The sequence below is a fragment of the Leisingera aquimarina DSM 24565 genome (assembly GCF_000473165.1).
In the GTDB taxonomy this organism is placed as follows: Bacteria; Pseudomonadota; Alphaproteobacteria; order Rhodobacterales; family Rhodobacteraceae; genus Leisingera; species Leisingera aquimarina.
This window is the reverse complement of sequence record NZ_KI421504.1, coordinates 4019814-4046029: the sequence shown is the minus strand read 5'-3', so window position 1 is coordinate 4046029 and position 26216 is coordinate 4019814. Positions and strand designations below refer to the sequence as shown.

General features: G+C 61.2%; 27 protein-coding genes. 14 read left to right on the top strand and 13 right to left on the bottom strand.

The genetic code is table 11. The features are described from left to right. Positions 1 to 15 precede the first annotated feature (15 nt). The 5 genes from AQUI_RS0124350 to AQUI_RS0124330 form a co-directional block, all read right to left on the bottom strand. Positions 16 to 1422 (bottom strand): type II and III secretion system protein family protein, encoded by a 1407-nt coding sequence (locus AQUI_RS0124350; RefSeq protein WP_027259862.1) that lies wholly within the window; start codon positions 1420 to 1422, stop codon positions 16 to 18. A 215-nt stretch (positions 1423 to 1637) separates the two neighbouring features. Beyond that, positions 1638 to 2495, bottom strand: a complete 858-nt coding sequence (gene cpaB, locus AQUI_RS0124345) for a Flp pilus assembly protein CpaB (RefSeq protein ID WP_027259861.1) — start codon at positions 2493 to 2495, stop codon at positions 1638 to 1640. 139 nt (positions 2496 to 2634) lie between these two features. Then, positions 2635 to 2811: a hypothetical protein gene (locus AQUI_RS31365; protein ID WP_164982748.1), complete on the bottom strand. Its 177-nt coding sequence runs from the start codon at positions 2809 to 2811 to the stop codon at positions 2635 to 2637. Positions 2812 to 3155: 344 nt separating this feature from the next. Then, positions 3156 to 3347, bottom strand: a complete 192-nt coding sequence (locus AQUI_RS0124335; protein WP_027259860.1) for a Flp family type IVb pilin — start codon at positions 3345 to 3347, stop codon at positions 3156 to 3158. 393 nt (positions 3348 to 3740) lie between these two features. Then, positions 3741 to 3932, bottom strand: coding sequence for a Flp family type IVb pilin (locus AQUI_RS0124330; RefSeq protein WP_027259859.1), 192 nt, complete (start codon positions 3930 to 3932; stop codon positions 3741 to 3743). A 355-nt stretch (positions 3933 to 4287) separates the two neighbouring features. On the opposite strand from AQUI_RS0124330, the gene AQUI_RS0124325 reads away from it, so the two are divergent. After that, positions 4288 to 5097: a lytic transglycosylase domain-containing protein gene (locus AQUI_RS0124325; RefSeq protein WP_027259858.1), complete on the top strand. Its 810-nt coding sequence runs from the start codon at positions 4288 to 4290 to the stop codon at positions 5095 to 5097. A gap of 7 nt (positions 5098 to 5104) precedes the next feature. On the opposite strand, the gene AQUI_RS0124320 is transcribed toward AQUI_RS0124325, so the two are convergent. Beyond that, positions 5105 to 5674 (bottom strand): TetR/AcrR family transcriptional regulator, encoded by a 570-nt coding sequence (locus AQUI_RS0124320; RefSeq protein WP_027259857.1) that lies wholly within the window; start codon positions 5672 to 5674, stop codon positions 5105 to 5107. A 244-nt stretch (positions 5675 to 5918) separates the two neighbouring features. Here AQUI_RS0124320 and AQUI_RS0124310 point away from each other — a divergent pair, with 244 nt between their 5' ends. Next, on the top strand, positions 5919 to 6389 hold the full coding sequence (locus tag AQUI_RS0124310; RefSeq protein WP_245596966.1) for a hypothetical protein: 471 nt from the start codon (positions 5919 to 5921) through the stop codon (positions 6387 to 6389). Positions 6390 to 6461: 72 nt separating this feature from the next. Here AQUI_RS0124310 and AQUI_RS0124305 read toward each other — a convergent pair whose 3' ends face one another. The 5 genes from AQUI_RS0124305 to tldD all read right to left on the bottom strand — a co-directional run bounded on the left by AQUI_RS0124305 (position 6462) and on the right by tldD (position 13923). Then, positions 6462 to 7091, bottom strand: coding sequence for a 3-oxoacid CoA-transferase subunit B (locus tag AQUI_RS0124305; RefSeq protein WP_027259855.1), 630 nt, complete (start codon positions 7089 to 7091; stop codon positions 6462 to 6464). Further along, complete coding sequence (locus AQUI_RS0124300; RefSeq protein ID WP_027259854.1) at positions 7091 to 7813, bottom strand: CoA transferase subunit A; 723 nt, start codon at positions 7811 to 7813, stop codon at positions 7091 to 7093. The genes AQUI_RS0124305 and AQUI_RS0124300 overlap by 1 nt, the downstream gene beginning before the upstream one ends. 444 nt (positions 7814 to 8257) lie before the next feature. Beyond that, complete coding sequence (gene topA, locus AQUI_RS0124295; protein WP_027259853.1) at positions 8258 to 10885, bottom strand: type I DNA topoisomerase; 2628 nt, start codon at positions 10883 to 10885, stop codon at positions 8258 to 8260. A gap of 195 nt (positions 10886 to 11080) precedes the next feature. Further along, positions 11081 to 12262 carry a DNA-processing protein DprA gene (gene dprA / locus AQUI_RS0124290; RefSeq protein ID WP_027259852.1) on the bottom strand — a complete coding sequence of 394 codons (1182 nt, stop codon included), beginning with the start codon at positions 12260 to 12262 and terminating at the stop codon, positions 11081 to 11083. A 239-nt stretch (positions 12263 to 12501) separates the two neighbouring features. Then, positions 12502 to 13923 (bottom strand): metalloprotease TldD, encoded by a 1422-nt coding sequence (gene tldD, locus AQUI_RS0124280; RefSeq protein ID WP_027259851.1) that lies wholly within the window; start codon positions 13921 to 13923, stop codon positions 12502 to 12504. Between tldD and AQUI_RS31360 the strand changes: the two genes are divergently transcribed. The 12 genes from AQUI_RS31360 to AQUI_RS0124225 all read left to right on the top strand — a co-directional run bounded on the left by AQUI_RS31360 (position 13922) and on the right by AQUI_RS0124225 (position 24201). Further along, entirely contained in the window at positions 13922 to 14218 is a 297-nt protein-coding gene (locus AQUI_RS31360; RefSeq protein WP_169730768.1) for a hypothetical protein, read from the top strand. The two genes, tldD and AQUI_RS31360, sit on opposite strands and share 2 nt — an antisense overlap. Next, positions 14121 to 14966 carry a cytochrome c oxidase subunit II gene (gene coxB, locus AQUI_RS0124275; RefSeq protein ID WP_027259850.1) on the top strand — a complete coding sequence of 282 codons (846 nt, stop codon included), beginning with the start codon at positions 14121 to 14123 and terminating at the stop codon, positions 14964 to 14966. The genes AQUI_RS31360 and coxB overlap by 98 nt, the downstream gene beginning before the upstream one ends. Positions 14967 to 15062: 96 nt before the next feature. Then, complete coding sequence (gene cyoE / locus AQUI_RS0124270) at positions 15063 to 16004, top strand: heme o synthase (RefSeq protein WP_027259849.1); 942 nt, start codon at positions 15063 to 15065, stop codon at positions 16002 to 16004. 1 nt (position 16005) lies between these two features. Further along, entirely contained in the window at positions 16006 to 16170 is a 165-nt protein-coding gene (locus AQUI_RS0124265; protein WP_027259848.1) for a hypothetical protein, read from the top strand. After that, a complete protein-coding gene (locus tag AQUI_RS0124260; protein WP_027259847.1) occupies positions 16170 to 16757 on the top strand; it encodes a cytochrome c oxidase assembly protein in 588 nt (195 codons plus the stop codon). The genes AQUI_RS0124265 and AQUI_RS0124260 overlap by 1 nt, the downstream gene beginning before the upstream one ends. Positions 16758 to 16781: 24 nt before the next feature. After that, positions 16782 to 17591, top strand: coding sequence for a cytochrome c oxidase subunit 3 (locus AQUI_RS0124255; protein WP_027259846.1), 810 nt, complete (start codon positions 16782 to 16784; stop codon positions 17589 to 17591). A 119-nt stretch (positions 17592 to 17710) separates the two neighbouring features. Continuing rightward, positions 17711 to 18379, top strand: coding sequence for an SURF1 family protein (locus AQUI_RS0124250; RefSeq protein WP_027259845.1), 669 nt, complete (start codon positions 17711 to 17713; stop codon positions 18377 to 18379). A gap of 19 nt (positions 18380 to 18398) precedes the next feature. Continuing rightward, positions 18399 to 19787, top strand: a complete 1389-nt coding sequence (gene thrC, locus AQUI_RS0124245; protein WP_027259844.1) for a threonine synthase — start codon at positions 18399 to 18401, stop codon at positions 19785 to 19787. Further along, positions 19784 to 21046, top strand: a complete 1263-nt coding sequence (locus AQUI_RS0124240; protein ID WP_027259843.1) for a M16 family metallopeptidase — start codon at positions 19784 to 19786, stop codon at positions 21044 to 21046. Before thrC ends, AQUI_RS0124240 begins: the two co-directional genes overlap by 4 nt. Next, positions 21046 to 21636 (top strand): GNAT family N-acetyltransferase, encoded by a 591-nt coding sequence (locus AQUI_RS0124235; RefSeq protein WP_027259842.1) that lies wholly within the window; start codon positions 21046 to 21048, stop codon positions 21634 to 21636. The genes AQUI_RS0124240 and AQUI_RS0124235 overlap by 1 nt, the downstream gene beginning before the upstream one ends. A gap of 280 nt (positions 21637 to 21916) precedes the next feature. Beyond that, positions 21917 to 22741 carry an MBL fold metallo-hydrolase gene (locus AQUI_RS0124230; RefSeq protein ID WP_035920191.1) on the top strand — a complete coding sequence of 275 codons (825 nt, stop codon included), beginning with the start codon at positions 21917 to 21919 and terminating at the stop codon, positions 22739 to 22741. Positions 22742 to 22782: 41 nt separating this feature from the next. Next, entirely contained in the window at positions 22783 to 24201 is a 1419-nt protein-coding gene (locus tag AQUI_RS0124225; protein WP_027259840.1) for an FAD-binding oxidoreductase, read from the top strand. 212 nt (positions 24202 to 24413) lie between these two features. On the opposite strand, the gene AQUI_RS0124215 is transcribed toward AQUI_RS0124225, so the two are convergent. Continuing rightward, positions 24414 to 24953, bottom strand: coding sequence for an adenine phosphoribosyltransferase (locus tag AQUI_RS0124215; protein ID WP_027259839.1), 540 nt, complete (start codon positions 24951 to 24953; stop codon positions 24414 to 24416). Between the two features lie 176 nt (positions 24954 to 25129). Next, the gene (locus AQUI_RS0124210; protein WP_035920190.1) at positions 25130 to 26140 is read right to left on the bottom strand and encodes a DUF418 domain-containing protein; all 1011 of its coding nucleotides are present in this window, start codon (positions 26138 to 26140) and stop codon (positions 25130 to 25132) included. Between the last annotated feature and the right edge of the window lie 76 nt (positions 26141 to 26216).

Sequence of the window (26216 nt, the reverse complement as noted above, 5' to 3'; positions counted from 1 at the left end):
TTGTGCCACTCCCTATCAGTCCAGCACGTAGCCGTAAGAGCCGTTGAAATCCTGCTTGGCCACTTCGGCCGCCGGGCCGTTTTTGGTGCGGGAGGTGCGCCCGAACAGGAACAGATCCTTTTCGCTCGGCGGCGCCACCCGGTCGGTCGGCAGCGTCAGCGCCTCGCCGCGGGTCGGGGTCACCAGATGAGCGCTGACGATAATCACCAGCTCGGTCTGCTCGCGCTGGTAGTCGGCGCTGCGGAACAGCGCGCCCAGCACTGGCACGTCGCCCAGCCAGGGCAGCTGCGAAGAGTTGTCGAGGAATTCGTCGCGGATCAGCCCGGCAATGGCAAAGCTTTCCCCATCGCGCATCTCCACCGTGGTGGAAGTTTCCCGGCGCGTGAAGGCGTCGATGGTCAGGCCGCTCAGCTCCAGAGCATTGGAGGGGTCGATGGCCGACACAGCGGCATTCAATTCAAGATTGATTAGATCGCCGTCTATCACTCTGGGGATGAAGTTCAGCTCGATCCCGAAGGGTTTGAATTCAACAGTAATGACGCCGCCTTCTTGAGCAATCGGTACCGGGTACTCGCCGCCAGCGAGGAATTTTGCCTCCTGTCCCGACAGGGCGGACAGGTTGGGTTCCGCCAGGGTGCGGACGACGCCCTTTTGCTCCAGCGCTTCTAGCAACAGGCTGACCTGGACAGAACCTGCGTTGAAGCCGAACAGGAAGGCACCGGTGTTTTCGTTGGCGGCAGGGATGTTGCCGGCCAGCGAGTTGGCCAGCGCGCCGGATGTGTTCAGCGTGTTGATGCCGCCGGTGCGGCCATTGCCGGTGCCGCCGTTAAAGCCCAGCGAGGCGCTGAGGGATTTTGAGACCGAGCGCTGCATTTCGGCAAAGCGGACTTTAAGCATGACCTGCTGCACACCGCCGACCGACATCAGATTGCTGACCCGTTCCGGTGCATAACGCTCTGCCAGGTCCAGCGCCCGCTGCAGCCGTATTGCGCTGGACACGGTGCCGGACAGCACGATGCCGTCATTGGCGGTGCGGACTTCGATTTTTTCATTGGGCAGGATCTGGCGCAGACGTTCCTTGAACTCGGTCACATCCGCGGCCACCCGCACATCGACATTGGTGATCAGCCGGCCGGAGCCGTCCAGCAGCGTCAGTGTGGTCAGGCCGGGTGATTTGCCCAGCACATAGATCGTGCGGTCGGAAAGGGAGGAGATATCAGCAATACCGGGATTGGCGATGCTGAGCTCAGCAAAAGGGGTTTCGCTTTCAACCACCACGGCGCGGTTCATCGGCACGTCCAGCCTGGATGCCGTGCCTTTTTTCACCACTCGCAAGGATTGCGCTGATGCCCCATCTGCCTGAGGCATACCAACAAGCGATAGCCCCAGCAGGGCCGCCGCTACGAACCGTCCAATTGCCATGTGACCTGCCTTTCCGATCACGCCTCAAAATCCGGGTCTTTTTGCCCGCTCTTTCGGGCACTGTGGTGCAGATCCCGAATTATTGCAAGAATCAATGGCTTCGGGGATGTTCCTGACCGGAGGCCATTGTGGGGGCTGCGCAACAGGCAGAACAGCCGCCCTTCGCTGAAAAGGGGCGGCTGAGCCTGTTAACCGTCTGCGCAGAAATGAATTTCCTAGTTGGTGCATGGGATCGGAATTTCCACCACCTCAGCACCGCGGCGGGTGCGGATGGTGCATACTTTTTCCTTTTCCACCTCTTGCGGCGCTTCCAGTGCGCCCAGGCCCAGAAGCGTGCGCTGGTCCACTTCAACAACCGAAGCGATGGTGTCATCCCCGGCGCCGACCAGGGCAAGCGACAGGCGTCCGGTGGTTTGCGCCTGTGCCAGCGCGGCGACTTGCCTGGGGTGGGCCGCAACGGTAACGGTCCGGGCGATGATGGCTTCGTTGATGTCGCCGCCGGCGCTTTGATCCACGGCCACCAGTTCCACGTTGGTCTGAATCAAGCGGGTGACCTCACCGCGGTCGCCGGCCGATCCCGGCATCATACCGGTCCAATAAACGTCCACTTTGTCTCCAGGCCGCAGGAAACCCGAAACGCCTGAGGAGACATCGACCTTGATTGCAAAGGCACGCATGCCGCGCTGCAACCGCGATGTGATGCCAGCGTCTTTTCCAGGTGCCGTGACCTTGAGGGCCATGATGGCCTCATCCGTCTCCATGGCGCGCAGCACCACCCGCAGATCATCACCGTTATGCGGCGGAAACAGCTCTTCATGGGTGGTAAAGGCACCTTCGGGAATAGCATCTTCGGGCCAGCGCACAGTGCGCACTGCGTCCTGAGATAGCCGCTCGCCGTATTTCAAGGGCTTGGTGGCGACAAAAACATCTACCAATGGCACCGCTTCGGCGCGGGCAGCGCGTTCGCGCGCCAGTTCATTCTGATAGGCCGAGATATAGTTTTTGGCCATCATGACGGCGCCGCCCGCGAGGGCCACACCGACGATCAGTACAAGTCCGAAAACTGCACGCATTGTGTTACCTCTCATAGATTTCAGCCGGCGCCCCGTGGGGCGGAACCGGCTGCTGGATCACTCGAACTGTGGCGGCATTGCCTGCCCGCTTGCCGGACCTGCGGCGGGGCAGGCGGCAATTGGTGGTGTCCGCCAAGCCTCAGCCAAAGTTCCAGTTGCTCATAAAGTCTGCCAGCCCCTGGGCCAGTCCAAGCGCGCCGTCTTGCGTCATTCCGGCAATCAAAACAGCAAGCCCGATTGCGGCGGCGGCCAGGATAACCCAGTCAACGGTTATCGCCCCGTCGTCGCTGGCAATGAATGACCATAGTTTCTTCATGTGGCGGACCTCGCTGCCCAAAGGGGGTCAAGGGATAGGATCGCCTGCTGAGAGCAATCCCGTGTTAGTATCATTAAGCTTCATGAATGGGGCGTTAATGGGGCGTAATCCTGAGTTTTTTGCCTAATAGCCTATTAATGTGAGAGGTCAGAAAGGAAGCCTTTTTCGGCACAGAGTTCGTCTTGCTTCCTACGTCCTATGCTCATCAAAATCGGCTGAATTCGCCACTAAACTTTACGGGGGATCGGCCTCATTGCAGAGGTGCCGAATAAATAAGGCCGCCCTCCGTAGAGAGCGACCCGAATTGCTGCGCCGCGGTGCGGATTAAATGCCGCCGCCTGCGATCAGGTCGGCTTCTTGCCTTTCAGGTAGGAACCGGTGTCACTGGCCAAGGTGGATGCGCCATCCTGAACAGCTGTGTAGACCACGCCGCCCAGTGCAGCGACAGCTGCGGTCAGCACGACCCAGTCAACGGTCACGGCGCCGGATTCGTCTTTGCGGAAGTCCTTGCGGAATTTGGTGAAGAATTTGATCATGGCTGGTCCCTCCAAAGGATCTATGAATAGGTGTTGTCTTTCCGTTGCGTCAGGGTCTGCTCTCTCACCTGCTGGACCACTGACCGGCTTGGGTAAGTACATATAGCCAGCGGAGCATGGCAGGATTGGGGCGAGAATTCGGAATTGGCTGCCCAATTTTAACTTTTTGGCAAGAAGCTGCATGCGTCAGGCAGGGCGTCTGCTGCGGCTATGCGGAAGAAACATTGCGGGTTTGGCTGATCTTCCCGCGTGCCTGGACTTCCAAAGTTCCAGCCGGTTGAAGACGCAGGTCCGGGCTTTCCCGCAAGGGACCGGAAACGAAATAGGCCGCCCTCCGAAGAGAGCGGCCCGAACTGCGGTGTCACGATGCGGCTTCGATGCCGCCGCCTGCGATCAGGTCGGCTTCTTGCCTTTCAGGTAGGAACCGGTGTCGCTCGACAAGGTGGACGCGCCATCCTGAACGGCGGTGTAGACCACGCCGCCCAGTGCGGCGACAGCGGCGGTCAGCACAACCCAGTCAACGGTCACGGCGCCGGATTCGTCTTTGCGGAAGTCTTTGCGAAAGCTTTTGAAAAACTTGATCATGGTTCGGTCCCTCCAAAGGATCTCTGAATGTGTAATCCCGCCATCTCGCCAGGGTCTGCTCTCTCACCTGCTCGACCACTGTCCGGCTTGGATGAATACATATAGCCAGTGCAGCGTGGCAGGATTTGGGCTGAAATCCGGAATTAGCCGCCCAATTTTTACTTTTCGGCAATAACTTTCATATCTCGTTGTTTTTGCGGTGTTAATTTTTTATTACCGCAACGTGCTCCGTGATATTTCAGCGCCAGTCCGGGGCAAATAAGGCGGTTGCGCCAGATTCCGGGGCAGGAATACTGGCCTTCTGGCGTTAATTTTCACAGATTGGAACGAACTGGAACCACAGGCAGGCAGGGCAATGTCATTCGGGAACGCTGTATTGGCACTGGCAGCCTGTGCCATGCCACTGGTTGCAGTGGCGCAGGAGGTGCAGCCCCGGCCTTTTCCGCAGTTCGAGGCAAAACGCATCAAGCCGCCGGCGCCGGGCACAGGCAAGCGCATTACAATACAGATTGAGCCGGAACCTGAGCCAGCCCCCATGGCGCTCGCTGCGGAGACTGCCGCAGACAGCGGTGCAAAGCCGGCCGGCCGTTATGGCTGGTTCTGGGATAAGGTTGCCTTTGGAATAGAGGGATCGGGGCCGGGGCGTCTGGATGACGCCCTGCAGGCCTTGAGCGGAGCCAAAGGCCTGGCGGCCCCGCGGCTGCAACTGATGCAGGATATTGTGCAGGAACGCGGTGTGCAGATCCTGACCGAAAGCCTGGGCACCGAGGTGTCGCCGGCCTTGGTCCTGGCAGTGATCGCTGTCGAATCCGCCGGCAAGTCCGATGCGGTCAGCTCTGTCGGGGCGCAGGGGCTGATGCAGCTGATGCCCGATACTGCCAAACGTTTTGGGGTGAGTGACGCGCTGGAGGCGCGGCAGAACATTGCTGGCGGTATTCAGTATCTCGACTGGCTGATGGGGGAATTCGGCGGCGATCCGATTTTGGTCCTGGCAGGCTATAATGCCGGCGAAGGGGCTGTGCGCTCGCATCAAGGGGTGCCGCCCTTTGCCGAGACACGCGACTACGTGCCCAAGGTACTGGCCGCCTATCAGGTGGCGCGCGGCCTGTGCATGACACCGCCGCAGTTTTTGTCCGACGGATGCGTTTTCAGGTTGGGCAAGTAAGGCGCGGTCAGCTGTCTTTCAGATAAGGCTGCAACAGCATCTGGGCGGTTTGCAGCGCGTCGCCCGCCGGGTCAGGGGTGACTGACATCGCGGCCAGGACAATGGCACCTTCCTTCAGCATCAAAAGCTGCCGGGCCAATGCCGCCGGATCAGGCACCCCGGCTGATTGGGCCAGCGCTGTGAAATGGTCCAGCAGCATCTGTTTGTGTGCGCTGGACTGCCGGTACACCGGATGGGCATGGTTTTGAAATTCGGAGCTGGCCTTTACAAACATGCAGCCGGCAAACTCGGGCTTGGCGAACCACTCTCCTAGAGCGGTGAAAACACCGATCAACTGTCCCGCCGGTGTGTTCGACAGGTCCTCCATACGGCCAAAGAGCCAGTTGCGGAAGTTCTCGTCGCGCAGCTGCAGCACAGCAATGATCAGGTCATCCTTGGTGCGAAAATGCTTGTACATGGAGGTCTTTGAGACGCCGGTTTCCTTGACCAGCGTGTCCATTCCCGTCGCGTGAAAACCGCTGCGGTAAAACACGTCCAGGGCTTTGCTGACCAATTCGTCTCGTTTGTTCGGGCGCATAATCCATCTCTGTGTGTACCGGTCTGTTCATATTGGCGGAGGATGGGGCAGGCAACTCAAATCAGTTTGACAAGCGAAAGCAGGGCATAACCGGAGTTCTGCCAGCCGCCTGTCCGCAATGTCTTGAAATGGTGCGTTTTCTGCAAAGTTTTTGTCCTATTCCTGCCGCTGCCGCTATGGTGCAGGAATTGACAGGATTAAGCCGCTTCATTTGGCTTTGAGAGATTGGAGACAGGAATTGGATTTGGGAATTGATCCGGCGGCTCTTGCCGCGGGTTCACAAGAGGCCACCAGCACACTTGCAATGCTCGGCCTGATTGCTTTTGCCGGGATATTCGGGCGGATGGTGTTTGTCGCCTTTGCTCCGGGACTTGCAAAGGTCAACCCGTTCCGGAATTTCTCGGGCCTGGGTTTTGTGCTGCTGGCCGCAGGCCTGTTTGCTGGCGCTTTGTATGTTTCGGGTAAGCAGACCAAGGCGATTGTACTGTTCAACCGGCATTTGGTGGATCCGGTCACCGTTACCCTGCTTGGCCGCGACAGCTGTGATCCGGCCATGGGCAGTTATTGCGTGGTGGTGTTCGAAGACGGCCAGGAGAAGATCGTCAATTGGTACGATAAGCGTGTCTACATGTATGAAATCGTCAACCCGCCCGAAGGCGCTATCTGGCACACGCAGCGTCCGCGCGCACGGCCTGGGCCTGCTGCCGGGGTTTGACTGCCAACCGGATTTGCAAAGAAAAGACCCGCCGGAAACCGGCGGGCCCTGATTATCAGGTCTAATCCGGGATCAGTCCACCAGGGTGGCCTGGGTCGCGCTGCGGATATCGTCTTCGCTGACACCATCCGCCAACTCAACGATCTTCAGGCCGCCATCCACGACGTCCAGAACCCCCAGATTGGTGATGATCCGATCCACCACGCCCTTGCCGGTCAACGGCAGGGTGCAGTCCTTCAGCACCTTGCTGTCGCCATGCTTGTTGGTGTGGTCCATCACCACAACCACGCGGCCGACGCCTGCCACCAGATCCATGGCGCCGCCCATGCCCTTGACCAGCTTGCCGGGGATCATCCAGTTGGCCAGGTCGCCGTTCTCGGCCACTTCCATCGCACCTAGAATCGCCATCGCGATCTTGCCGCCGCGGATCATCGCGAACGACTGCGCCGAGTCGAAATAGGCGGTCTGCGGCAGCTCGGTGATGGTCTGCTTGCCGGCGTTGATCAGGTCGGCATCCTCCTCACCCTCAAAGGGGAAAGGGCCCATGCCCAGCATGCCGTTTTCCGATTGCAGGGTCACTTCCACACCTTCGGGGATGTAGTTGGAGACCAGGGTCGGGATGCCGATGCCGAGGTTCACATACCAGCCGTCCTGCAGCTCCTGCGCGGCGCGTGCTGCCATTTGATTACGGTCCCAGGGCATTATGCTTCCTCCCGCTTGCGCACGGTGCGCTGTTCGATGCGTTTCTCGTGATCGCCTTGGATGATGCGGTGCACATAGATGCCGGGCAGGTGGATCGAATCCGGATCCAGAGAGCCGGTGGGCACGATTTCCTCAACCTCAACCACGCAGGTTTTGCCGCAGGTGGCGGCAGGGGCGTTGAAGTTGCGGGCGGTCTTGCGGAACACCAGGTTACCGGTCTCGTCCGCTTTCCAGGCCTTGACGATGGCGAGGTCGGCAAAGATGCCTTCCTCCATGATGTAGTCCTCCATGGCGCCGTCGGGGCCGGTAGGGAACTGTTTTTCGAATTTACCTTCAGCGATCACGGTGCCAACACCGGTCTTGGTGAAGAAACCGGGGATGCCTGCGCCGCCCGCGCGCAGGCGTTCAGCCAGAGTGCCTTGCGGGTTGAATTCCAGCTCCAGCTCACCGCTCAGGTATTGGCGCATGAACTCCGCGTTTTCGCCCACATAAGACGAGATCATCTTTTTCACCTGCCGGGTCTGCAGCAGGATGCCAATGCCGAAATCATCGACGCCGGCGTTGTTGGAGGCAAAAGTCAGATCCTTGGTGCCTGCGTCCTTGATCGCCTGCAGCAGCAGCTCGGGGATGCCGCAGAGGCCGAAACCGCCCGCAGCGATGAACATGCCGTCGTGAAGCAGCCCGTCGAGCGCTTCAGCAGCGTTGGAATATACCTTCTTCATGGAGTTCTCCCAGTATGCCGGTTGCGGGATTTCTGGCTGCCGGCTGGAGCAGAGTCAATGAATACGGAGACGGGCACGTATTTCTACGGAGAACAGAGAGGGGGAGGCTCCCGCGCCTTCCCGGAGCATTTGCCTCTGGCAAATGCTCCATCAGCCTTGGGCGTGGCGCCGCTCTACGGCGCAAAAGAAAGTCTTGCTGAGAAGCCCAATAAGGGCAGCTATGCACTTATTGGGCATTCGCGAGAGTGAAACTGTTCTGCGCCGCGTCAAGGGCAAGCCGCTGACGCAGCGGCAGAGCCGCCCTTGACCCGCTGCAGAACAGAGAAGGAAGCGCGCAGGACATGGTTCACGCCGCGTTAGCGGCGCCGGGCCCAACGGTAAGGGCGCATGTCAATGCGCCTGGAACCGGCGGGAGCGCCCCGCCTAGATCCATGCCGCTGGGAGTCAGTCTTTGGCGGCTGCCTTTTTGGCGGCTGCCTTTTTCTTGGCTGCGGGCTTTTTGGCCGCGGTTTTTTTCTTGCCGCCTTTTGCGGATTTTTCCGCAATCAGCTCCATCGCCATCTCCATGGTCACGTCCTTGGGCTCCACGTCCTTGGGCAGGGTGGCGTTGACCTTTTCCCATTTGACATACGGCCCGTAACGGCCATCCATGATGTTGATGGCGCCGCCGCTGTCGGGGTGCTCGCCCAGCTCCTTCAACGGTTTGGCCGCAGCCCGGCTGCCGCGTCGGCCCGGGTTGGCGCGCTTTTCTGCCAACAGTTCTACCGCCCGGTTCATGCCGATTTCAAAGACGTCGTTGGGGTCCTTGAGGTTGGCGTAAACCGGTTTTTCCTCTTCCGGCAGCTGGTGCATCAAATAGGGGCCGAAGCGGCCGAAGTTCGAAGAAATCACACCGCCTTCGGGATGATCGCCGATCTGGCGCGGCAGGCTGAGCAGGGTCAGCGCCTTTGCCAAGTCCATATCGTCCTTGCTCCAGCCCTTGGGCAGGCTGGCGCGCGGCGGCTTCTTGATCTCGGGCGTTGCTTCGCCGCGCTGCACATAGGGCCCAAAGCGGCCGGCCTTCAGGTGGATTTCATCTTCGCCGTCCATGCCCAGCAGCCGCTCGTCGCCATCAGCGCCTTCGCCGGCAATGGGGCGGGTGTAGGTGCATTCCGGGTAATTGCCGCAGCCGACAAAACCGCCGGTTCGTGAGGTTTTCAGATGCAGCTGGCCCGCCCCGCATTTGGGGCAGACGCGCGGGTCGGTGCCGTCTTCGCGCGGCGGATAGAGCTGCGGTGCAAGTGCCGCGTCCAGCACATCCAGCACTTCGGTGATACGTAGCTCGGAGGTTTCCGAAATGGCCGCCGAGAAATCGCGCCAGAACTTGCCCAGCAATTCCTTGTAGTCGCCGTTTCCGGCGCTGACGTCATCCAGCTCTTCTTCCAGGTTGGCGGTGAATTCATAGCCGACGTATTTGCGGAAGAAATTCAGCAGGAAGATGGTGACGATCCGGCCCTTGTCCTCGGGGAACAGGCGGTTCTTGTCCTTGCGGACATACTCGCGGTCCTGGATCGTGGTGATCACGGACGCATAGGTCGAGGGGCGGCCGATGCCAAGCTCTTCCATCCGCTTGACCAAGGTTGCTTCGGTGTAACGCGGCGGCGGCTGGGTGTGGTGTTGCAGCGCCAGCACAGCGCCGTCATCAGAGAGCACGGACGCCTCTTTGCCGGCCTTGTCAGCCTGCGCGGCCAGCGAGGATGCAAACTTCAGCGCTTCGCCCTGCATGATCTGCGGCAGGCGCTTGTCGTCTTCGTCGGCGACATCATCGCGGCCTTCCTCGTAGACGCGCATGAAGCCGTCAAACAGCATCACCTGGCCGGTGGCGCGCAGCACCACCTGTTTGTCATCCGAGCCGATATCGACGGTGGTGCGCTCCAGCCGGGCACCTTCCATCTGGCACGACAGCGTGCGCTTCCAGATCAGGTCATAGAGCTTGCGCTGATCATCATCCGTCACCTTCAGGCTGGCCGCGTCGCGGCTCATATCCGTGGGACGGATACATTCGTGCGCTTCCTGGGCGTTCTTCGCCTTGTTTTTATAGATCCGCGGCGAGGAGGGCACATATTCAGCGCCGTAGCGGGTTTCGATCTCGGCACGGGCGGCCTGCACCGCCTCGGGCGCCATGTCGATGCCGTCGGTCCGCATATAGGTGATGTGGCCCGCCTCATACAGGCGCTGCGCGGCATTCATGGTCTGGCGCGCACCCATGCCGAACTTGCGGCTGGCTTCCTGCTGCAGGGTTGAGGTCATGAACGGGGCAGAGGGGTTGCGGGAAGCGGGTTTTGCTTCGACCGACAGCACCGACAGCTGGCGCGAGGCCACGGCCTGCACTGCGAGTTCGGCAGCGGTGGAAGTCTTCAGGCTGTATTTGTCCAGCTTGTCGCCGCCCAGCACCGTCAGGCGGGCTTCGAACTCCTGGCCGCGCGGGGTCGCCATCTGGGCCCGTACCGACCAGTATTCCTGCGCGTTGAAGGCTTCGATCTCCATCTCGCGCTCGACGATCAAACGCAGGCAAACGGATTGCACCCGGCCCGCGGACCGCGCGCCCGGCAGCTTGCGCCACAGAACCGGCGACAGGTTGAAGCCCACCAGATAGTCCAGCGCGCGGCGGGCCAGATAGGCCTCGACCAGCGGCATGTCGACTTCGCGCGGGTTCTGCATCGCCTCGGTCACCGCTTCCTTGGTGATCGCGTTGAAGGTCACCCGGCTGACCGCGGTGTCTTTCTTGATCGAACGCCGTTTGGTCAGCGCCTCCTGCAAATGCCAGCTGATCGCCTCTCCCTCGCGGTCAGGGTCGGTGGCGAGAATCAGCGCATTGTCCTCTTTCAGCGCGTCGGCGATTGCCTTGACGTGCTTGCGGGAATCATTGCCGACCTCCCAGGTCATGCCGAAATCAGCTTCGGTATCGACCGAACCATCCTTGGCCGGCAGGTCGCGCACATGCCCGTAGGACGCCAGAACCGTATAGTTGGAGCCAAGATATTTGTTGATTGTCTTTGCTTTGGCCGGGGATTCGACAACGACTACTGGCATAAATTCTGTAACCTCTTCGGACCGCTTCTGCGGGTTCTATGGCGGCGCAGGATGTGGGGCGCAAGGGGAGATTGTCAATCCAAGTTCAATGGACGGGGCCGGGAACAGGCCGTTAACGGTAGTATTCCAACGGATCACGGCAGCCTGTTCCTGCAGTCCGGGGAGGAGGGCAGGGGCAAAGCGATACGCGCAGGTTCAGTCTTTTTCCTCCGGAAAGACCTTGGACAGCAGCCCGCCCGGCTGGCGCCGGATTGCGCCTTCAAGCTCCAGATCGGTCAGCGCCGGGGCCAGTTTCTGCGGTGGCAAGGAGAGGTCTCGCAGCAGGTCGGTCTCAGACGTGGGAGAGGGTCCCAGTCTGCCGAGGATCTGCTGATGCAGGGCGTTGGTTTGCGTCAGGCTGCGCCGTTCGGGCGGCTGCGGCGGCAGGCCGGCCAGGATCTGCTGCTGGCTGCCTGCTGCAGGCGCATCTTCCTGAGGCTGGCATTGCGGCGGCAGCGCCTCCAGCACGTCGGCGGCATTGCGGACTAGCAGGGCGCCGTCGCGGATCAGCCTGTTGCAGCCCGAACTACGCGCATCAAAAGGGTGTCCGGGGACCGCCAATACCTCGCGCCCGTAATCCAGCGCGTCCCGGGCAGTGATCAGGCTGCCGGATTTGGCGGCCGCCTCCACCACCACAACGGCACGGGACATGCCGGCAATGATCCGGTTGCGTTTGGGAAAGTCCCGAGCCTGCGGTGTCTTGCCCATCGGCTGCTCTGACAGGCGCAGCCCGGATCCGGTAATGTCTTCGGCAAGCCGTGCATTTTCTGCCGGATAGATCACATCGGCGCCGCCAGCCAGAATAGCAATTGTTCCTGTTTGCAGCGCTGACTGATGTGCGGCGGTATCGATACCGCGAGCCATGCCGGAGACGACAGTATAGCCAGCCTCGCCCAGGTTGTGCGCCAGCGTTCTGGCCATGCGCAGCCCCAGGGATGAGGCGTTGCGGGCGCCGACCATGGAAATCATCGGACGCTGCAACGCCGCAAGGTTGCCAATGGCCCACAACAGCGGCGGCGCATCTTTCAGGCTCCTGAGGAGTTCGGGGTATTCGGGATCAGAAAAGCACAAAAGCCGCGCTTTGGCGGCTTTTGCGGTCTTTATTTCAGCGTCCACCGCTTTGGCAGGGCATGTTTCATACCCTTTGATACCTGCGGAACGTGCCACTTCGGGCAACGCATCCAGCGCGTTCTGCGCTGAACCATATTCGGCGAGCAGCCGGTGGAAGGTCACCGGGCCGACCCGTTTGGAGCGCAAAAGGCGAAGCCAGGAAAACCGGGTATCTTCCGTGGTGGGTGGGAGTGGGGGGTGAGTGGAAGAATGTGCTTCTTCAGTCATCCGCAGCTCCGCCTGTTTGCAGAACCAGAATTAACCTTAAGGGGGTTAACAGGTGGTGAACGTCAGAATGTTTTTGGGCAATTTCCCGAAAATTATCCTAAGTAGCCAGATTAAATGGAAAATTGCAGTTCCCATACGGGTGGCGGCGGTGTGCTTGACAGCGAACCGGGCCGGAAACATTGGCCTCCGGCCCGGTTTTTCAGGGGCAAAACATAGCTTTATCGATATTTTGCGCTGCCTCAGGCCGCTGAGCCGCCCACCGTCAGGCCGCCCATCAGCACCGAAGGCTGGCCGACGCCGACCGGCACCCATTGGCCCGCCTTGCCGCAATTGCCCATGCCAGGATCCAGCGCCATGTCGTTGCCAAGCCCGCGAATCTGTTTCAGCGCAGTTGCGCCGTCGCCGATCAGCGTGGCGCCCTTGACCGGTGCGCCGACCTTGCCGTCCTTCACCCTATAGGCCTCGGTGCAGGAGAACACGAACTTGCCATTGGTAATGTCCACTTGGCCGCCGCCGAATCCCACAGCCCAGATGCCGTCCTTGATCCCCGCCACCAGATCGCCCGGATCAGCCTCGCCGCCTAGCATATAGGTATTGGTCATCCGCGGCATCGGCGCATGGGCATAGCTTTGGCGCCGCCCGTTGCCGGTGGGAGAGACCCCCATCAGCCGCGCGTTCTGGCGGTCCTGCATGAAGCCGACCAGCACGCCGTCCTCGATCAGCGTCGTTTTCTGGCTGGGGGTGCCCTCGTCGTCCACCGTGATCGAACCGCGCCGGTCCGGGATGGTGCCGTCATCCAGCACGGTGACCCCCTTGGCGGCAATCTGCTGGCCCATCAAACCTGCAAAGGCCGAGGAGCCTTTGCGGTTAAAGTCGCCCTCCAGCCCGTGGCCGATCGCCTCATGCAGCAGAATGCCGGGCCAGCCGGGGCCAAGCACCACATCCATCTCGCCCGCCGGTGCCGGAACCGCGTCCAGATTCACCAGCGCGATCCGCAATGCCTCCTGCACCTGGGCGTGCCAGTGTTCAGGGTCGACCAGCCCGTCAAGCCCAAGCCGCCCGCCGCCGCCGGCCGAGCCGCCCTCGCGGCGGCCGTCCTTTTCGACGATCACCGACACGTTGAACCGTGCCATCGGGCGGATGTCGCACACCCGTGTTCCGTCCGCCCGCAGGATTTCCACCTCCTGCAGCGAGGCGGCCAAAGACGCAGATACCTGAACCACGCGTTGATCCAGATCACGGGCATAGGCATCGACTTCCCGCAGGGTCTCCACCTTCACTGGAAACGGCATGGCGCTGATCGGGTCGGCATCGGTGTACAGCTTGGCGTTGGTGGCCTGCGGTGCATCCGAATAGGTGCCGCCGCCGGTTCCGATCGCCAGCTGGGCCGTTTCTGCCGCCCGCTTCAGCGACGCAATGGAGACGTCGGTAGAATGGGCATACCCGGCTACATCACCGTTCACCGCCCGCAGGCCAAAGCCTTCGGAGGCATCATAACTGGCGCTGCGCAGCCGCCCGTCATCAAAGGACAACGCTTCGGATTTGCGGCGCTCTGCAAAGATCTCCCCATCCTCCGCACCGTTCAGGGCATCGCGCAAGCTGGCGAGGGCCTCATCCTCGGGGAGCGCGGTTTCAAAGGGACGGAAGGCTGGGTTTTCCATGGCACGGTCCTCGGATTTTTTTGATCTAAATCAAGAAAGCGACGGTTTGACGCTTGGCTGCCTCTTTATCTGTGTCCCCGAATATGATTTTAACCAGCGTCAAAGACAACGGGGCAGGTGCGTTTTGTGGGAATCAATGATTCCCCTGCATTTCGTGCTGCCGCAAGAACAATGCGATCAACCGATCAGGACAGAACATGAAAAACGCTTTGATGCTTTCGGGCCTTTTCGCCGGCCTTTCAAGCCTTCCAGCAATGGCGCAAGAAGGCCTGAAAACCATTGGCAAGCCGGTTGACGGCGGCCTGAACTTCCAGCCGGCGGCGACCTCGCTGGCGGATGGTCTGCAGAAACTGGATTACATGATCCTGGTGATCATCACCGTGATCTGTGTTTTTGTTGCTGGTCTGATGCTTTACGCCATTGTCCGCTTTAACAAGCGGGCCAACCCGACCCCGGCAAAGTTCACCCACCACACCCCGGTTGAGATCGCCTGGACCATTATCCCGATCCTGGTGCTGGTGTTTATCGGCTCCTTCTCGCTGCCGCAGCTGTTTGCCCAGCAGGAAATCCCCAAGGCGGACATCACCATCAAAGTGACTGGCTACCAGTGGTACTGGGGTTATGAATACACTGACCACGAATTTGGTTTTGAGAGCTTCCTGCTGCCGAAAGAAGAGCTGGCTGCAAACGGCTATGCCGAAGACGAGTGGCTGCTGGCCACCGACACTGCCGTTGTGGTGCCCTCGGGCAAGACCGTTGTGATGCAGGTGACTGCGGCTGACGTGATCCATTCCTGGACCATTCCGGCGTTCGGCGTGAAGCAGGATGCGGTTCCCGGCCGACTGGCGGAACTGTGGTTCAACGTCGATGAAGGCAAAGAAGGCATCTACTTCGGCCAGTGCTCTGAGCTGTGCGGCAAGGACCACGCCTATATGCCGATCACCGTCAAGGTTGTGACCCAGGCAGAATACGACGCCTGGCTGGAAGGCGCCAAGGCAGAATACGCGGGTCTGCCGCAGGCCTACCAGGTCGCCTCCAACTGAGAACTGGCTTTGTGAAGCTTGAGGGAGCTTCATAGGGTATAGTGAAAAGACCAGGGTGCGCAGCTTTGCGCACCTGTTGCTGCCAAAGGACCCAAGATGAGCGACGCAAGCATCAACGCAAGCCGGGCGTATGAGGACGAGGCCAGTTTCGGCGATTACTTCGCCCTGCTGAAACCCCGTGTCATGTCGCTGGTGGTGTTCACCGCTTTGGTCGGGCTGCTGGCGGCGCCGGTGGGTGTGCATCCCGTCATCGGCTTTTGTGCCATCCTGTTCATCGCCATCGGCGGCGGTGCCTCCGGTGCGCTCAACATGTGGTGGGACGCCGATATCGACAAGGTGATGAAGCGCACCCGGGGCCGCCCGATCCCGGCCGGTAAAGTCGAGCCGGGCGAGGCATTGGCGCTGGGTCTGGCGCTGTCGGGCCTGTCGGTGATCATGCTGGCGCTGGCCGCCAATGTCTTTGCCGGCGCCTTCCTGGCCTTCACCATTTTCTTTTACGTGGTGGTCTACACCATGTGGCTCAAGCGCGCGACGCCGCAGAATATCGTGATCGGCGGTGCTGCGGGGGCCTTCCCGCCGGTGATCGGCTGGATTGCCGCCACCGGCACAATGTCGGTTGAGCCCTGGCTGATGTTCCTGCTCACCTTCATGTGGACACCGCCGCATTTCTGGGCGCTGGCGCTGTTCATGCGCTCGGACTATGACGATGCCGGCGTGCCGATGCTGACCGTGACCCACGGCCGCCGCGCCACCCGCGTCCATATCCTGGTTTACACCGCGCTGCTGGCTGTTCTGGCCGTTGGCACCGCGTTCTCGGGTATCGGCGGCCCGCTGTATCTGGCCGCAGCGCTGGTCATGAACGCGCTGTTTCTGCACGGGGCCTGGAAGATCACCCGCCGCGATGAAGACGACTCCGAGGCGGACAACTTCAAGGTCGAACGCAGCTTCTTCAAACTGTCGCTGCTGTACCTGTTCCTGCATTTCGGTGCGATCCTGGCTGAAGCCCTGCTGAAGCCCTACGGACTGGGAGGCTGGTAAGATGGCTTTACGCAAAGAACATGAGATCCACAAACGCCGCTCTGGCCTCAACAAAGGGGTCGGCATCCTGCTGGGCGCCTTTGTGGTGCTGGTGATGGCGCTGACCATGGTCAAGGTGACTTCCGCCAGCTTCAAATTCCCGGACGCCCAGGGAGAGCAGAACTGATGGCGCTGCAGGGGCCGCAGAAAACTGTTGTCCAGCTGGTGGGCGTTGTTGTCCTGATGGGCGGCCTGTCCTGGGCCTCGGTGCCGTTTTACGACTGGTTCTGCCGGGTCACCGGTTTCGGCGGTGTCACCCAGGTGGCCAATGCCGGTTCCGATACTGTTCTGGATCAGACCATCACGGTGCGCTTTGACGGCTCCAAACAGCGCGGCATGCCGTGGGAGTTCAAGCCGTCCCAGCGCGAGATGGAGATCAAGCTGGGTGAAACCGGATTGGCCTTTTACGAGGCCTATAACCCGACCGACCGCCCCGTTGCGGGCCAGGCGTCCTACAATGTGACGCCTTATCAAGCCGGGTATTTCTTTGAGAAAATCGACTGCTTCTGCTTTACCGAGCAGGTGCTTCAGCCGGGGGAGCGGGTGCAGATGCCCGTGACCTTCTATGTTGATCCGGAAATCATTGACGACCGGGACGCAAAATACGTGCATACGATCACGCTTTCGTACACGTTTCATGAAATCGATCTGCCCGAGGGTTACGCAGCCCTCGACACCGGGGATAACACCGGGGCAGGTTCAACCACGAACTAGGCCGCTTTGGTGAGGGACACTTGAATGGCGCACGCTAAAAATCACGATTATCATATTCTGCCGCCGTCGATCTGGCCGCTGGCCGCATCGCTGGGCACTTTTGTCATGCTGGTCGGCGCGGTTTTCTGGATGAAGGGCATCACTGCCTGGGCGTTCTGGATCGGCTTTGTTGCGGTTCTCTATTCTGCCTTCGCCTGGTGGTCCGAAGTCGTCGCCGAAAGCAAAGTCGGCGATCACACGCCAGTTGTCCGCATCGGTCTGCGTTATGGCTTCATCCTGTTTGTGATGTCCGAGGTGATGTTCTTCTTCGCCTGGTTCTGGTCGTTCTTCAAACACGCCATTTACCCGATGGAGACCTATATCGGCACCGAGTACATCGCGCCGGAAATCGTGGCTGTCGATCCGTTCCACCTGCCGCTGATCAATACGCTGCTGCTGCTGCTGTCCGGCTGTGCCGTGACTTGGGCACACCACGCGCTGGTCCATAACAACGACCGCAAGGCGCTGGTCCAGGGCCTGGCCATCGGTATCGCTTTCGGCATCGCCTTCACCGCGCTGCAGGGCTATGAATACTATCACCTGCTGCACGAAGGCTGGAAGTTCGGCGAAGATGAGTTTTACTCGAACTTCTTCATGGCCACCGGCTTCCACGGTTTCCATGTTGTGATCGGCACCATCTTCCTGACTGTCTGCCTGATCCGCGCGATGAAGGGCGACTTCACCCCGGAACAGCACGTCGGCTTTGAGGCCGCGGCCTGGTACTGGCACTTTGTGGACGTCGTCTGGCTGTTCCTGTTTGTTGCCGTCTACATCTGGGGCACCTCGGGCTTTTGATCCCGGGAATGTAATGGTTACATGTTTGCGGTTCCAAAAACCGCGGACAGACATTAATGAGCAAGGCGCGCAGGGCAGCAGGCTCTGCGCGCCTTTACTATTGAAGCGGAGCAGCCCGGATGCGGCGTGTCATCTTCCTGTTGATCATCAGCGGCGCGGGCCTTGCCATTCTTATCGGCCTGGGCACCTGGCAGCTGCAGCGCATGGCCTGGAAAGAAGATATCCTCGCTACCATCGAGGCACGGATCGCGGAAGAACCCGTAACTGTGCTTCCCTCAGACTTTGATCCTGAAGTGGACAAGTACCGCCCCATTCGTCTTTCCGGCGACATCGGTGAAAATGAGCTGCACGTCCTTTCTTCGTTTAAGGACCTGGGGCCAGGGTTTCGTGTGGTCTCCGATTTCACCTTGGCGAACGGCCGTAAGGTTCTGATCGACCGCGGGTTTGTAACGCAGGCTGACAGGCCGGATGACCGTTACTTTGGCCCCGCGGAGATTGAAGGCAACCTGCACTGGCCGCAAGAAACCGACAGCTACACGCCTAAACCGGATTGGGTGGATAACATTTGGTTTGCCCGTGACGCCGAACAGATGGCCGATTATCTTGGTACCGAGCCTGCCATGATTGTTCTAAGGCGCAATCCCCAAGGCGAGGCCGACTTGTTGCCAGTGCCTGTCGACACGGCCTCCATCCCGAACAACCACTTGCAATATTCGATCACCTGGTTTTCGCTGGCCTTCATCTGGGCCGCAATGACCGTCTACTTCCTGCGGCGCAGCCGCCCTTGAACCAGAAGAGCTGAAGGCGATGAAATATATCTCGACCCGGGGCCAAGCGCCCGAGCTGACCTTTGAAGACGCAATGCTGACCGGCCTCGCGCGCGACGGCGGCCTGTATGTGCCGGCCGAAATCCCGCAGATGCCCCAGGATGAGATCGCGGCACTGGCGGGCCTGTCCTATGAGGAAACCGCCTTCCGCGTCATGCGCCCTTTCATCGGCGATTGCTTCACCGACGAGGAATTCCGCGCCATCATCGCCCGCGCTTACGAGGGCTTCGGCCACGCCGCCCGCGCACCGCTGAAGCAGCTGGCACCGAACCACTTCCTGCTGGAATTGTTCCACGGCCCCACGCTGGCGTTCAAGGACTTCGCCATGCAGCTGATCGGCCAGCTGTTCCAGGCTGCTCTTGAGCGGCGCGGCGACCGGGTGACCATTGCGGGCGCGACATCCGGCGACACCGGCTCGGCAGCGATGGAGGCCTTCCGGGGCCTCAGCAACGTTGACGTCTTCATCCTGTATCCGCACGGCCGGGTCTCCGAAGTGCAGCGCCGCCAAATGACCACCCCGCAGGATGCCAACGTCCATGCGCTGGCCGTTGATGGCGACTTTGACGACTGCCAGGCGCGCGTCAAAGATATGTTCAACGACTTCGATTTCCGCGACGGCGTGAAACTGGCGGGCGTGAACTCGATCAACATCGCCCGCGTTCTGGCGCAGGTCGTTTATTACTTCTCCGCCGCCGTCTCTCTGGGGGCGCCGGACCGCAAGGTGAGCTTCACCGTGCCGACTGGAAACTTCGGCGACATCTTCGCGGGATTCATTGCCAAGCAGATGGGCCTGCCGATCGATCAGCTGGTGGTTGCCACCAACCAGAACGACATCCTGCACCGCTGCCTGTCGGGGCAGGGGTACTACAAGGGCGACACCCAACCCTCGATCAGCCCGTCGATGGACATTCAGGTGTCGTCGAACTTCGAGCGTGCCCTGTTCTACGCCTATGGCCAAGACAGCAAGGCCATTGCCCAGTTGATGGATGAGCTGAAGAACGGCGGCTTCGACGTGTCGCAAGGGGCCATGCAGGCGCTGAGCGAAACCTATGCCTCGGGCCGCACCTCTGAGGAAGAAACCCTGGCCACAATCAAATCCGAACTGGCTGCCTCGGGCGAGCTGCTTTGTCCGCATGGAGCCGTTGGCGTGAAGGTCGCGAACGAGCACCGCGAGGCGGATGTGCCGATGATCACGCTCGCCACTGCCCACCCGGCGAAATTCCCGGCTGCCGTAGAAGATGCCAGCGGCATTCATCCGCCTCTTCCTCCGCGGATGGCAGATCTGTATGACAGGCCGGAACGGGTAACCCGGATCAGCAGTGATCTGGCGGCCCTTGAGGATCACATCAGAAAGAACATCGCGAATTGACAGTTCAGCAGCACACACTCGCCAACGGGTTCCGCATCGTCTCCGAGCATATGCCAGGGCTGGAATCCGCGGCGGTCGGGATCTGGGTCAACGCCGGCGGCCGTCACGAGCGGCTTGAACAGAACGGCATTGCCCACTTCCTGGAGCATATGGCCTTCAAGGGCACCAAGACCCGCTCGGCCCTGCAAATCGCCGAAGAGATCGAGGATGTAGGCGGTTACATCAACGCTTACACCTCGCGTGAGGTGACGGCGTATTACGCCCGTGTGCTCAAGGACGATGTGCCGTTGGCCGTGGATGTGATCGGGGACATCCTGCTGAACCCGGTGTTCGATCAGCGCGAAATCGAGGTCGAGCGCGGCGTGATCCTGCAGGAGATTGGCCAGTCGCTGGACACGCCGGATGATGTGATCTTTGACTGGCTGCAGGAAGAAAGCTACCGCGGCCAACCTTTGGGCCGCACCATTCTGGGCCCGGCAGAGCGCGTCAGCAGCTTCAGCCGCGAAGACCTGCAAGGCTTCGTGGGTGAGCACTACGGTCCCGGCCAGATGATATTGGCGGCCGCTGGCGGCGTCGATCACGATGTCTTGGTGAAACTAGCCGAGCGGTTGTTTGGCCATATGGAAGCCAAGCCCGATTTCAACGCCGAAGGCGCGCTGTTCACCGGCGGCGAAGCGCGGCAGGTCAAAGACCTGGAGCAGGCGCATTTTGCGCTGGCGTTCGAAGGCCCCAGCTACCGCGACCAGTCGATGTACACCTCGCAGATCTATGCCAGTGCGCTTGGCGGAGGCATGTCCTCGCGGCTGTTCCAGGAAGTGCGCGAAAAACGCGGCCTGTGCTACACTATCTTTGCGCAGGCCGGATCTTATGCCGATACTGGCGCGATGACTGTCTATGCCGGCACCTCAGGCGATCAGCTGGAAGAGCTTGCAGGCATCACCATCGACGAGATGAAACGTGCCGCCGACGATATGACTGAGGCCGAGGTCGAGCGCGCCCGCGCCCAGATGAAAGCCGGGATGTTGATGGGGCTGGAAAGCCCGTCGAACCGGGCTGAACGTCTGGCCCGCCTGGTGCAGATCTGGGGCAAGGTGCCGTCACTGGAACACACGGTTGAGCGGATTGAGGCTGTGAGCACCAAGGATGTGCGCAGCATGGCTGAGGAGATGGCGGTTTCCGCGCCGGCGGCACTTGCGCTTTACGGTCCGGTCGCAGATGCCCCGGCGCTGGAGAGGCTGCAGGAGAGGCGCGCCGCCTGATGCTGCTGAACCGCCGCAAGGTCCGCATTGAAACCGAACGCCTGACTCTCAGGCCGCCGGTGCATGCGGATTTTCACGGCTGGGCAGCGCTGCGGCTGCAGAGCCAGCCGTATTTGACGCCGTGGGAGCCCAGCTGGGCGGCGGACCACCTCAGCCGCAAGTCGTTCACCAACCGGGTCTATTGGGCCCGCCGTTCGGTGGCTGGGGGCACGGCGCTGCCGCTGTTCCTGATCCGGCGGTCCGACAATATGCTGGCGGGTGCAATCACGCTGGACAACATCCGCCGCGGACCGGCCCAGGCGGGAACGCTGGGGTACTGGACCGGGTTGCCCTTTGCCCGCCACGGCTACATGCGCGAGGCGATCGGCGCGGTGGTGCATCATGCCTTCAGCAAGCTGGATCTCAGCCGGATCGAGGCCGCCTGCCTGCCAGAAAACGAAGCCTCCCGCGGTCTCTTGGAAAAATCCGGCTTCAAATACGAAGGCGTTGCTCAGTCCTATCTTCAGATCAACGGCCGGTGGCGGACCCATGTTTTGTACGCTTCGCTGCGCCACGACCGGCGGGGCAAGACACTGGCCGGGCAGGCCTGATCGCAGAGGCACAGGCAGCCGGGCGCTCCCGCCCGTCGCTGGTGCATTGAAATGCCCCGCTCCCGTTGGGGGTGGCGCCGCACCTGCGGTGCGGCGCCACCCGGTCTTTCGGCCGGAAAGAGCTTCGCGGCCTGCCATGGCTGCGCCGGGCCGCAGGCCCGGCGCCACGCCCAACTGAGAGGCAGAATTTTCAATTCTGCTGGAACAGGCGGGAGCGCGCCCGGCGCGATTTTCCGCCCTGGGGGCTGACAACTGCGGTTTGCGCCCTAGAACCTGCTTCATGCGCGGCTTTTGCTGTCTCTTTTGGCTGATCCTCTGTACCACTGCCCTCCAGGCCCAGGAGCGGCGGGCAAGCCATTGTATCGCACTGGCCGGGGCAACCCCTGGCCTGGAGTATCTGCACCAAGCCAGTTGGCAGGACCCGGTTGCCCAGGACAGCGTGCAGATCCGCTACATCGCGCATGCCTCCTTCCTGCTGCGCACCGAAGGCGGGCTGAATGTGGTTACCGATTTCACGGGCTTCACTGGCGCTGCGCCGCTGATCCCGGATGTGGTCACCATGAACCACGCCCATGAAACCCACTGGACGGCGCATCCCGATCCAGCCATTCCCCATGTGTTACGGGGCTGGGGGCCGCTTGGGGGCGGGATAGAACACCATCTGGACCTTGGCGAAATGCTGATCCGCAATGTCTCCACTGACATCCGCAACATGTTCGGAGGCGTGGAAGCGCAAGGCAACTCAATCTTCGTTTTCGAGGCGGCTGGCCTCTGTATCGGCCATTTGGGTCATCTCCACCATGTGCCGACCCCGGAACAATATGCGGCGCTGGGGCGGCTCGACGTGGTGATGGCGGCGGTGGATGGCGGCATAACCCTGCCGCTGGATCAGATGCTGGAAGTTCTGGGGCGGCTGCGTTCCTCCGTCATAATTCCGATGCATTGGTTCAGTGACGCATCGCTGCAGCGCTTCCTGGCCCGGATCGGGCCTGAGTTTGATGTCGTGAATGAAGGCAACAGCGCCCTTACGCTCTCCCTGCGCAGCCTGCCCAGCCGCCCGACGATCCATGTGCTGCAGCCGAAGTACCTAGCTGAAGAAGAGTGACCTGCCTTGCCAGCCCGTGCCACTTACGGCATGGATAGGGCATGATGCTGAACCCCGCAGATACTGCCTTTGCCAACCATCTCTCGAACCTGCTGCCGGAAGGCGTGCTGCGGCCGCCAGAGCCGCGTTATCTGGAGGAACCGCGCGGGCGCTACCAGGGGCAGGCGGGGGTGCTGGCCTTGCCGCAAACAGCTGAGCAAGTCTCACTTCTGATTCGCGAAGCCAGTGCCGCTTGGGTGCCGGTTGTGCCCTATGGCGGCGGCACCAGCCTGGTCGGTGGCCAGGTAATGCCGGACGGCCCGGCGCCACTGGTGCTGTCGCTGGAACGGATGGCGGCAATCCGGTCCGTTCACCCGCAGGAAAATGTCCTGATTGCCGAAGCAGGAGCCATTCTGGCGGATGTCCAGGCCGCGGCAGAAGGGGCAGGGCGGCTGTTTCCCCTGTCGCTGGCGGCAGAGGGATCAGCCCGGATCGGCGGGAACCTCTCGACCAATGCCGGCGGCGTTAACGTGCTGCGCTACGGCAATGCACGCGATCTCTGCCTGGGGTTGGAGGCGGTGCTGCCCTCGGGAGACATCTGGCACGGGTTGTCGCGTTTGCGCAAAGACAACACGGGCTATGACCTGAAAAACCTGCTGATCGGAGCCGAGGGCACGCTGGGGGTGATCACTGCCGCCACGCTGAAGCTGTTGCCGGTCCCTGTCGCGCAGGGAACCGCGCTGTTCACAGTGAAGGACGCTGCTGCTGCCATTGCGCTGCTGGCTCTGGCCCGTGATCACGCCGGTGAAACTGTCAGTGCCTTTGAACTGATCCACCGGCAAGGTCTGGCGTTTTTGGCGGAGGCTCTGCCGGAGATCCGCCAGCCGTTTGCCGAGGCGCCCGAGTGGTGCGTGCTGATCGAATTGGGATTGCCGCAGGGCGTGGTCGCTGAGGACGCTCTGGCAGATTTGTTCGAAGCCGCCGAAAAGGCAGGACTGGTTGCGGATGGCGTGATTGCCCAGTCCGGATCCCAGCGGCAGGCGCTGTGGGCGGTGCGCGAGAATATTCCGCTGGCCAACAAGGCAATCGGATCGGTTTCCAGCCACGACATCTCAGTGCCGATCTCGGATATTCCCGCCTTCATCGAACGGGGCAGAGAGGTGGTCGCAGGCCTTGGCGATTTCCGCATCAACTGCTTTGGCCATCTGGGGGACGGCAACCTGCATTACAATGTGTTCCCGCCAAAGGGGCAGTCCCGCGACCAGTTCAGGCACATGCGTGAAGCAGTGAAAACGGCGGTGCATGATCTGGTTCATGCCTTTGGCGGCTCTTTCAGTGCTGAGCACGGGGTCGGGCGGATGAAAACGGGTGACCTGGAACGCTATGGCGACCCGGCCAAGCTGGCGGCCATGCGGGCAATCAAGCAGGCACTGGACCCCAACGGCATCATGAATCCTGGCGCGGTGCTCAGGGCCGGCTGACCCGCCCGGGCATTCCCAAGATCTCCCGCAGCTGCATCAGCCCGGCTGCGCCGGACCGCCTGGCGGCTTTGGGCCCTGCGCCGCGCATCTGCGCGGCGTGCCCTTTCAGGCCCTTGCGGGGCGGAAAGGACTAGGCCCAACGGGAAGAGCCGTTCGCAAGAATGGCGTTTGACCGGCGGGAGCCCCCGGACCGGGCGCTGTCCTTACAGTGCTCAGAGGCCGTCGAATTCGCACAGCACATGCACATCCATGCCCATGTCCTCCAACAGCTTGCGGCCACCCAGTTCCGGCAGGTCCACGATGAAGGAGCAAGAGACAATTTCGCCGCCCAGCCGCTCAATCAGCTTAATGCCCGCGCCCGCAGTGCCGCCGGTGGCCAAGAGGTCATCAACCACCAGAATCTTCTCGCCCGGCTTAATGGCGTCGTCGTGGATTTCGACAATCGCCTCGCCGTATTCCAGCTTGTACTCTTCGCTGATGGTGGTGCCGGGCAGCTTGCCTTTCTTGCGGACCGGCACAAAGCCGACGCTCAGCTGATGCGCTATCGCGCCGCCCAGGATAAAGCCGCGTGCTTCAAGACCCACCACTTTGTCGATCCGTTCCCCGGCATAGGGGTGCAGCATCTGGTCGATTGCCATGCGGAACCCGCGCGGATCAGCAAACAGCGTGGTCACGTCGCGGAACAAGATCCCTTCATGCGGGAAGTCGACGATGGTGCGGATGTAATCCTTGACGGCGGGCTTCTTGGGCATCGGCTTGGCTCCCCTTGGCGCAACTGAGACAGCAGCCCGGCAGCGTTACCAGGCCATGGGCGGTTTGGCCGATGCAGCGCTGTCATGCAAGGGGGAACCGTGAGCATGCGGTTCGGGGCTGCGGCAGGAGGCCTGCTGGAACTGGCCGCGGGCCGGGGCAGCGGCGCTGGGAGGAGTCACCGGGGAAAACGGGTGCTCCAGCGCATCAGCGCTTCCAGCGGCCCGTTGTTCGCAAAGATGTTCCAAACCCAGACCAGCACCATCGAGAGAGCGCAGAAGCCAAGCGAGTAGCCGAAGATCTGAGAGGTGTCGAGAGAACCGTCGAGCTGGCCCATGGCTTCCAGTGTGCCCATTCCCAACAGGATATGCGCCGCATAGAGGCTCAGGGCTTGCCGGCCCGGCGCCGCCAGCCATTCACCCAGTCCAGCCTTGTCCAGCGCAGGGCCGATTGCCAGCATCAGCCCGGTCACGGCAACCGCGGTGCCGGAGGCTGCGATAATGTAGAACGGTCCAGGGGGAATGGCGCTGGTGCCGAAGAGTTCGGCCAGCTCCGGATCCTGCAGCAGCATCCCGGGCAAGGCGCCCAGCACTGCCGCTGCCGCGCCCCAGAAGACCATGCGGGCCTGCACCCGGCGGCTGGCCAGATCCAAGCGGCCGATCCACATGCCCAGAAACAGGAAAGCGACCCAAGGAAACACCGGATGCCAGCCATTGAAGAAGGAATGGCGCAGAAAGCCTTCCAGCGTCCAGAATTCCGCGTAGGTCAGTGTGTCCCAGTTCCAATGTGCCTCGTAATCCAGCACCAGCAGCCCTGCCAGCCCGATTGCCAGCGTGCCCGCAGCGGCCCAAAGCAGCGTCCGGCTGGAGGCCGTCAGGAACGGCAGCGCCACCAGGAAATACAGCGCATAGAAGTGCAGGATGTCGGCGTCGAATATGGTCAGGTTCAAGAGGCCGATCACAAACAGGAACACAGCGCGCCGGAACATCGTTGCCCGGTCCGGTTTGCCCAGCGATACCCCGATCCCCGCCAGCACCACAAACAGCGCGGCAGCGCGGCCCTCCAGGCTGTTGGTGAACAAAGATACGGCATCGGTTCCCGGCGCCACCTGCGCCGCAATGCGGAAGTTAACCAGAACCATGCCGCAAAAGGCAAGGAAGCGGGCGATGTCCAATCCGTGAAGGCGCATGAAAGAGATCCTGAAATCTGCAACGTCGAAGCAAGGTCTGCAGAAGGATAAAGGGACGCAACCCGGCAAAGAAAAG

Excerpts from the sequence above, each read along its gene's own strand:
- coxB (WP_027259850.1), top strand. The coding sequence starts at position 14,121 with ATGAAAAACGCTTTGATGCTTTCGGGCCTTTTCGCCGGCCTTTCAAGC.
- AQUI_RS0124210 (WP_035920190.1), bottom strand. The coding sequence starts at position 26,140 with ATGCGCCTTCACGGATTGGACATCGCCCGCTTCCTTGCCTTTTGCGGC.
- AQUI_RS0124300 (WP_027259854.1), bottom strand. The coding sequence starts at position 7,813 with ATGAAGAAGGTATATTCCAACGCTGCTGAAGCGCTCGACGGGCTGCTT.
- AQUI_RS0124230 (WP_035920191.1), top strand. The coding sequence starts at position 21,917 with ATGCGCGGCTTTTGCTGTCTCTTTTGGCTGATCCTCTGTACCACTGCC.
- AQUI_RS0124225 (WP_027259840.1), top strand. The coding sequence starts at position 22,783 with ATGATGCTGAACCCCGCAGATACTGCCTTTGCCAACCATCTCTCGAAC.
- topA (WP_027259853.1), bottom strand. The coding sequence starts at position 10,885 with ATGCCAGTAGTCGTTGTCGAATCCCCGGCCAAAGCAAAGACAATCAAC.
- AQUI_RS0124305 (WP_027259855.1), bottom strand. The coding sequence starts at position 7,091 with ATGCCCTGGGACCGTAATCAAATGGCAGCACGCGCCGCGCAGGAGCTG.
- dprA (WP_027259852.1), bottom strand. The coding sequence starts at position 12,262 with ATGACTGAAGAAGCACATTCTTCCACTCACCCCCCACTCCCACCCACC.
- AQUI_RS0124265 (WP_027259848.1), top strand. The coding sequence starts at position 16,006 with ATGGCTTTACGCAAAGAACATGAGATCCACAAACGCCGCTCTGGCCTC.
- AQUI_RS0124255 (WP_027259846.1), top strand. The coding sequence starts at position 16,782 with ATGGCGCACGCTAAAAATCACGATTATCATATTCTGCCGCCGTCGATC.
- AQUI_RS0124215 (WP_027259839.1), bottom strand. The coding sequence starts at position 24,953 with ATGCCCAAGAAGCCCGCCGTCAAGGATTACATCCGCACCATCGTCGAC.
- AQUI_RS0124330 (WP_027259859.1), bottom strand. The coding sequence starts at position 3,932 with ATGATCAAGTTTTTCAAAAGCTTTCGCAAAGACTTCCGCAAAGACGAA.
- cpaB (WP_027259861.1), bottom strand. The coding sequence starts at position 2,495 with ATGCGTGCAGTTTTCGGACTTGTACTGATCGTCGGTGTGGCCCTCGCG.
- AQUI_RS0124250 (WP_027259845.1), top strand. The coding sequence starts at position 17,711 with ATGCGGCGTGTCATCTTCCTGTTGATCATCAGCGGCGCGGGCCTTGCC.
- tldD (WP_027259851.1), bottom strand. The coding sequence starts at position 13,923 with ATGGAAAACCCAGCCTTCCGTCCCTTTGAAACCGCGCTCCCCGAGGAT.
- cyoE (WP_027259849.1), top strand. The coding sequence starts at position 15,063 with ATGAGCGACGCAAGCATCAACGCAAGCCGGGCGTATGAGGACGAGGCC.
- AQUI_RS0124350 (WP_027259862.1), bottom strand. The coding sequence starts at position 1,422 with ATGGCAATTGGACGGTTCGTAGCGGCGGCCCTGCTGGGGCTATCGCTT.
- AQUI_RS31365 (WP_164982748.1), bottom strand. The coding sequence starts at position 2,811 with ATGAAGAAACTATGGTCATTCATTGCCAGCGACGACGGGGCGATAACC.
- AQUI_RS0124235 (WP_027259842.1), top strand. The coding sequence starts at position 21,046 with ATGCTGCTGAACCGCCGCAAGGTCCGCATTGAAACCGAACGCCTGACT.
- AQUI_RS31360 (WP_169730768.1), top strand. The coding sequence starts at position 13,922 with ATGGCACGGTCCTCGGATTTTTTTGATCTAAATCAAGAAAGCGACGGT.
- AQUI_RS0124260 (WP_027259847.1), top strand. The coding sequence starts at position 16,170 with ATGGCGCTGCAGGGGCCGCAGAAAACTGTTGTCCAGCTGGTGGGCGTT.
- AQUI_RS0124325 (WP_027259858.1), top strand. The coding sequence starts at position 4,288 with ATGTCATTCGGGAACGCTGTATTGGCACTGGCAGCCTGTGCCATGCCA.
- AQUI_RS0124320 (WP_027259857.1), bottom strand. The coding sequence starts at position 5,674 with ATGCGCCCGAACAAACGAGACGAATTGGTCAGCAAAGCCCTGGACGTG.
- AQUI_RS0124335 (WP_027259860.1), bottom strand. The coding sequence starts at position 3,347 with ATGATCAAATTCTTCACCAAATTCCGCAAGGACTTCCGCAAAGACGAA.
- thrC (WP_027259844.1), top strand. The coding sequence starts at position 18,399 with ATGAAATATATCTCGACCCGGGGCCAAGCGCCCGAGCTGACCTTTGAA.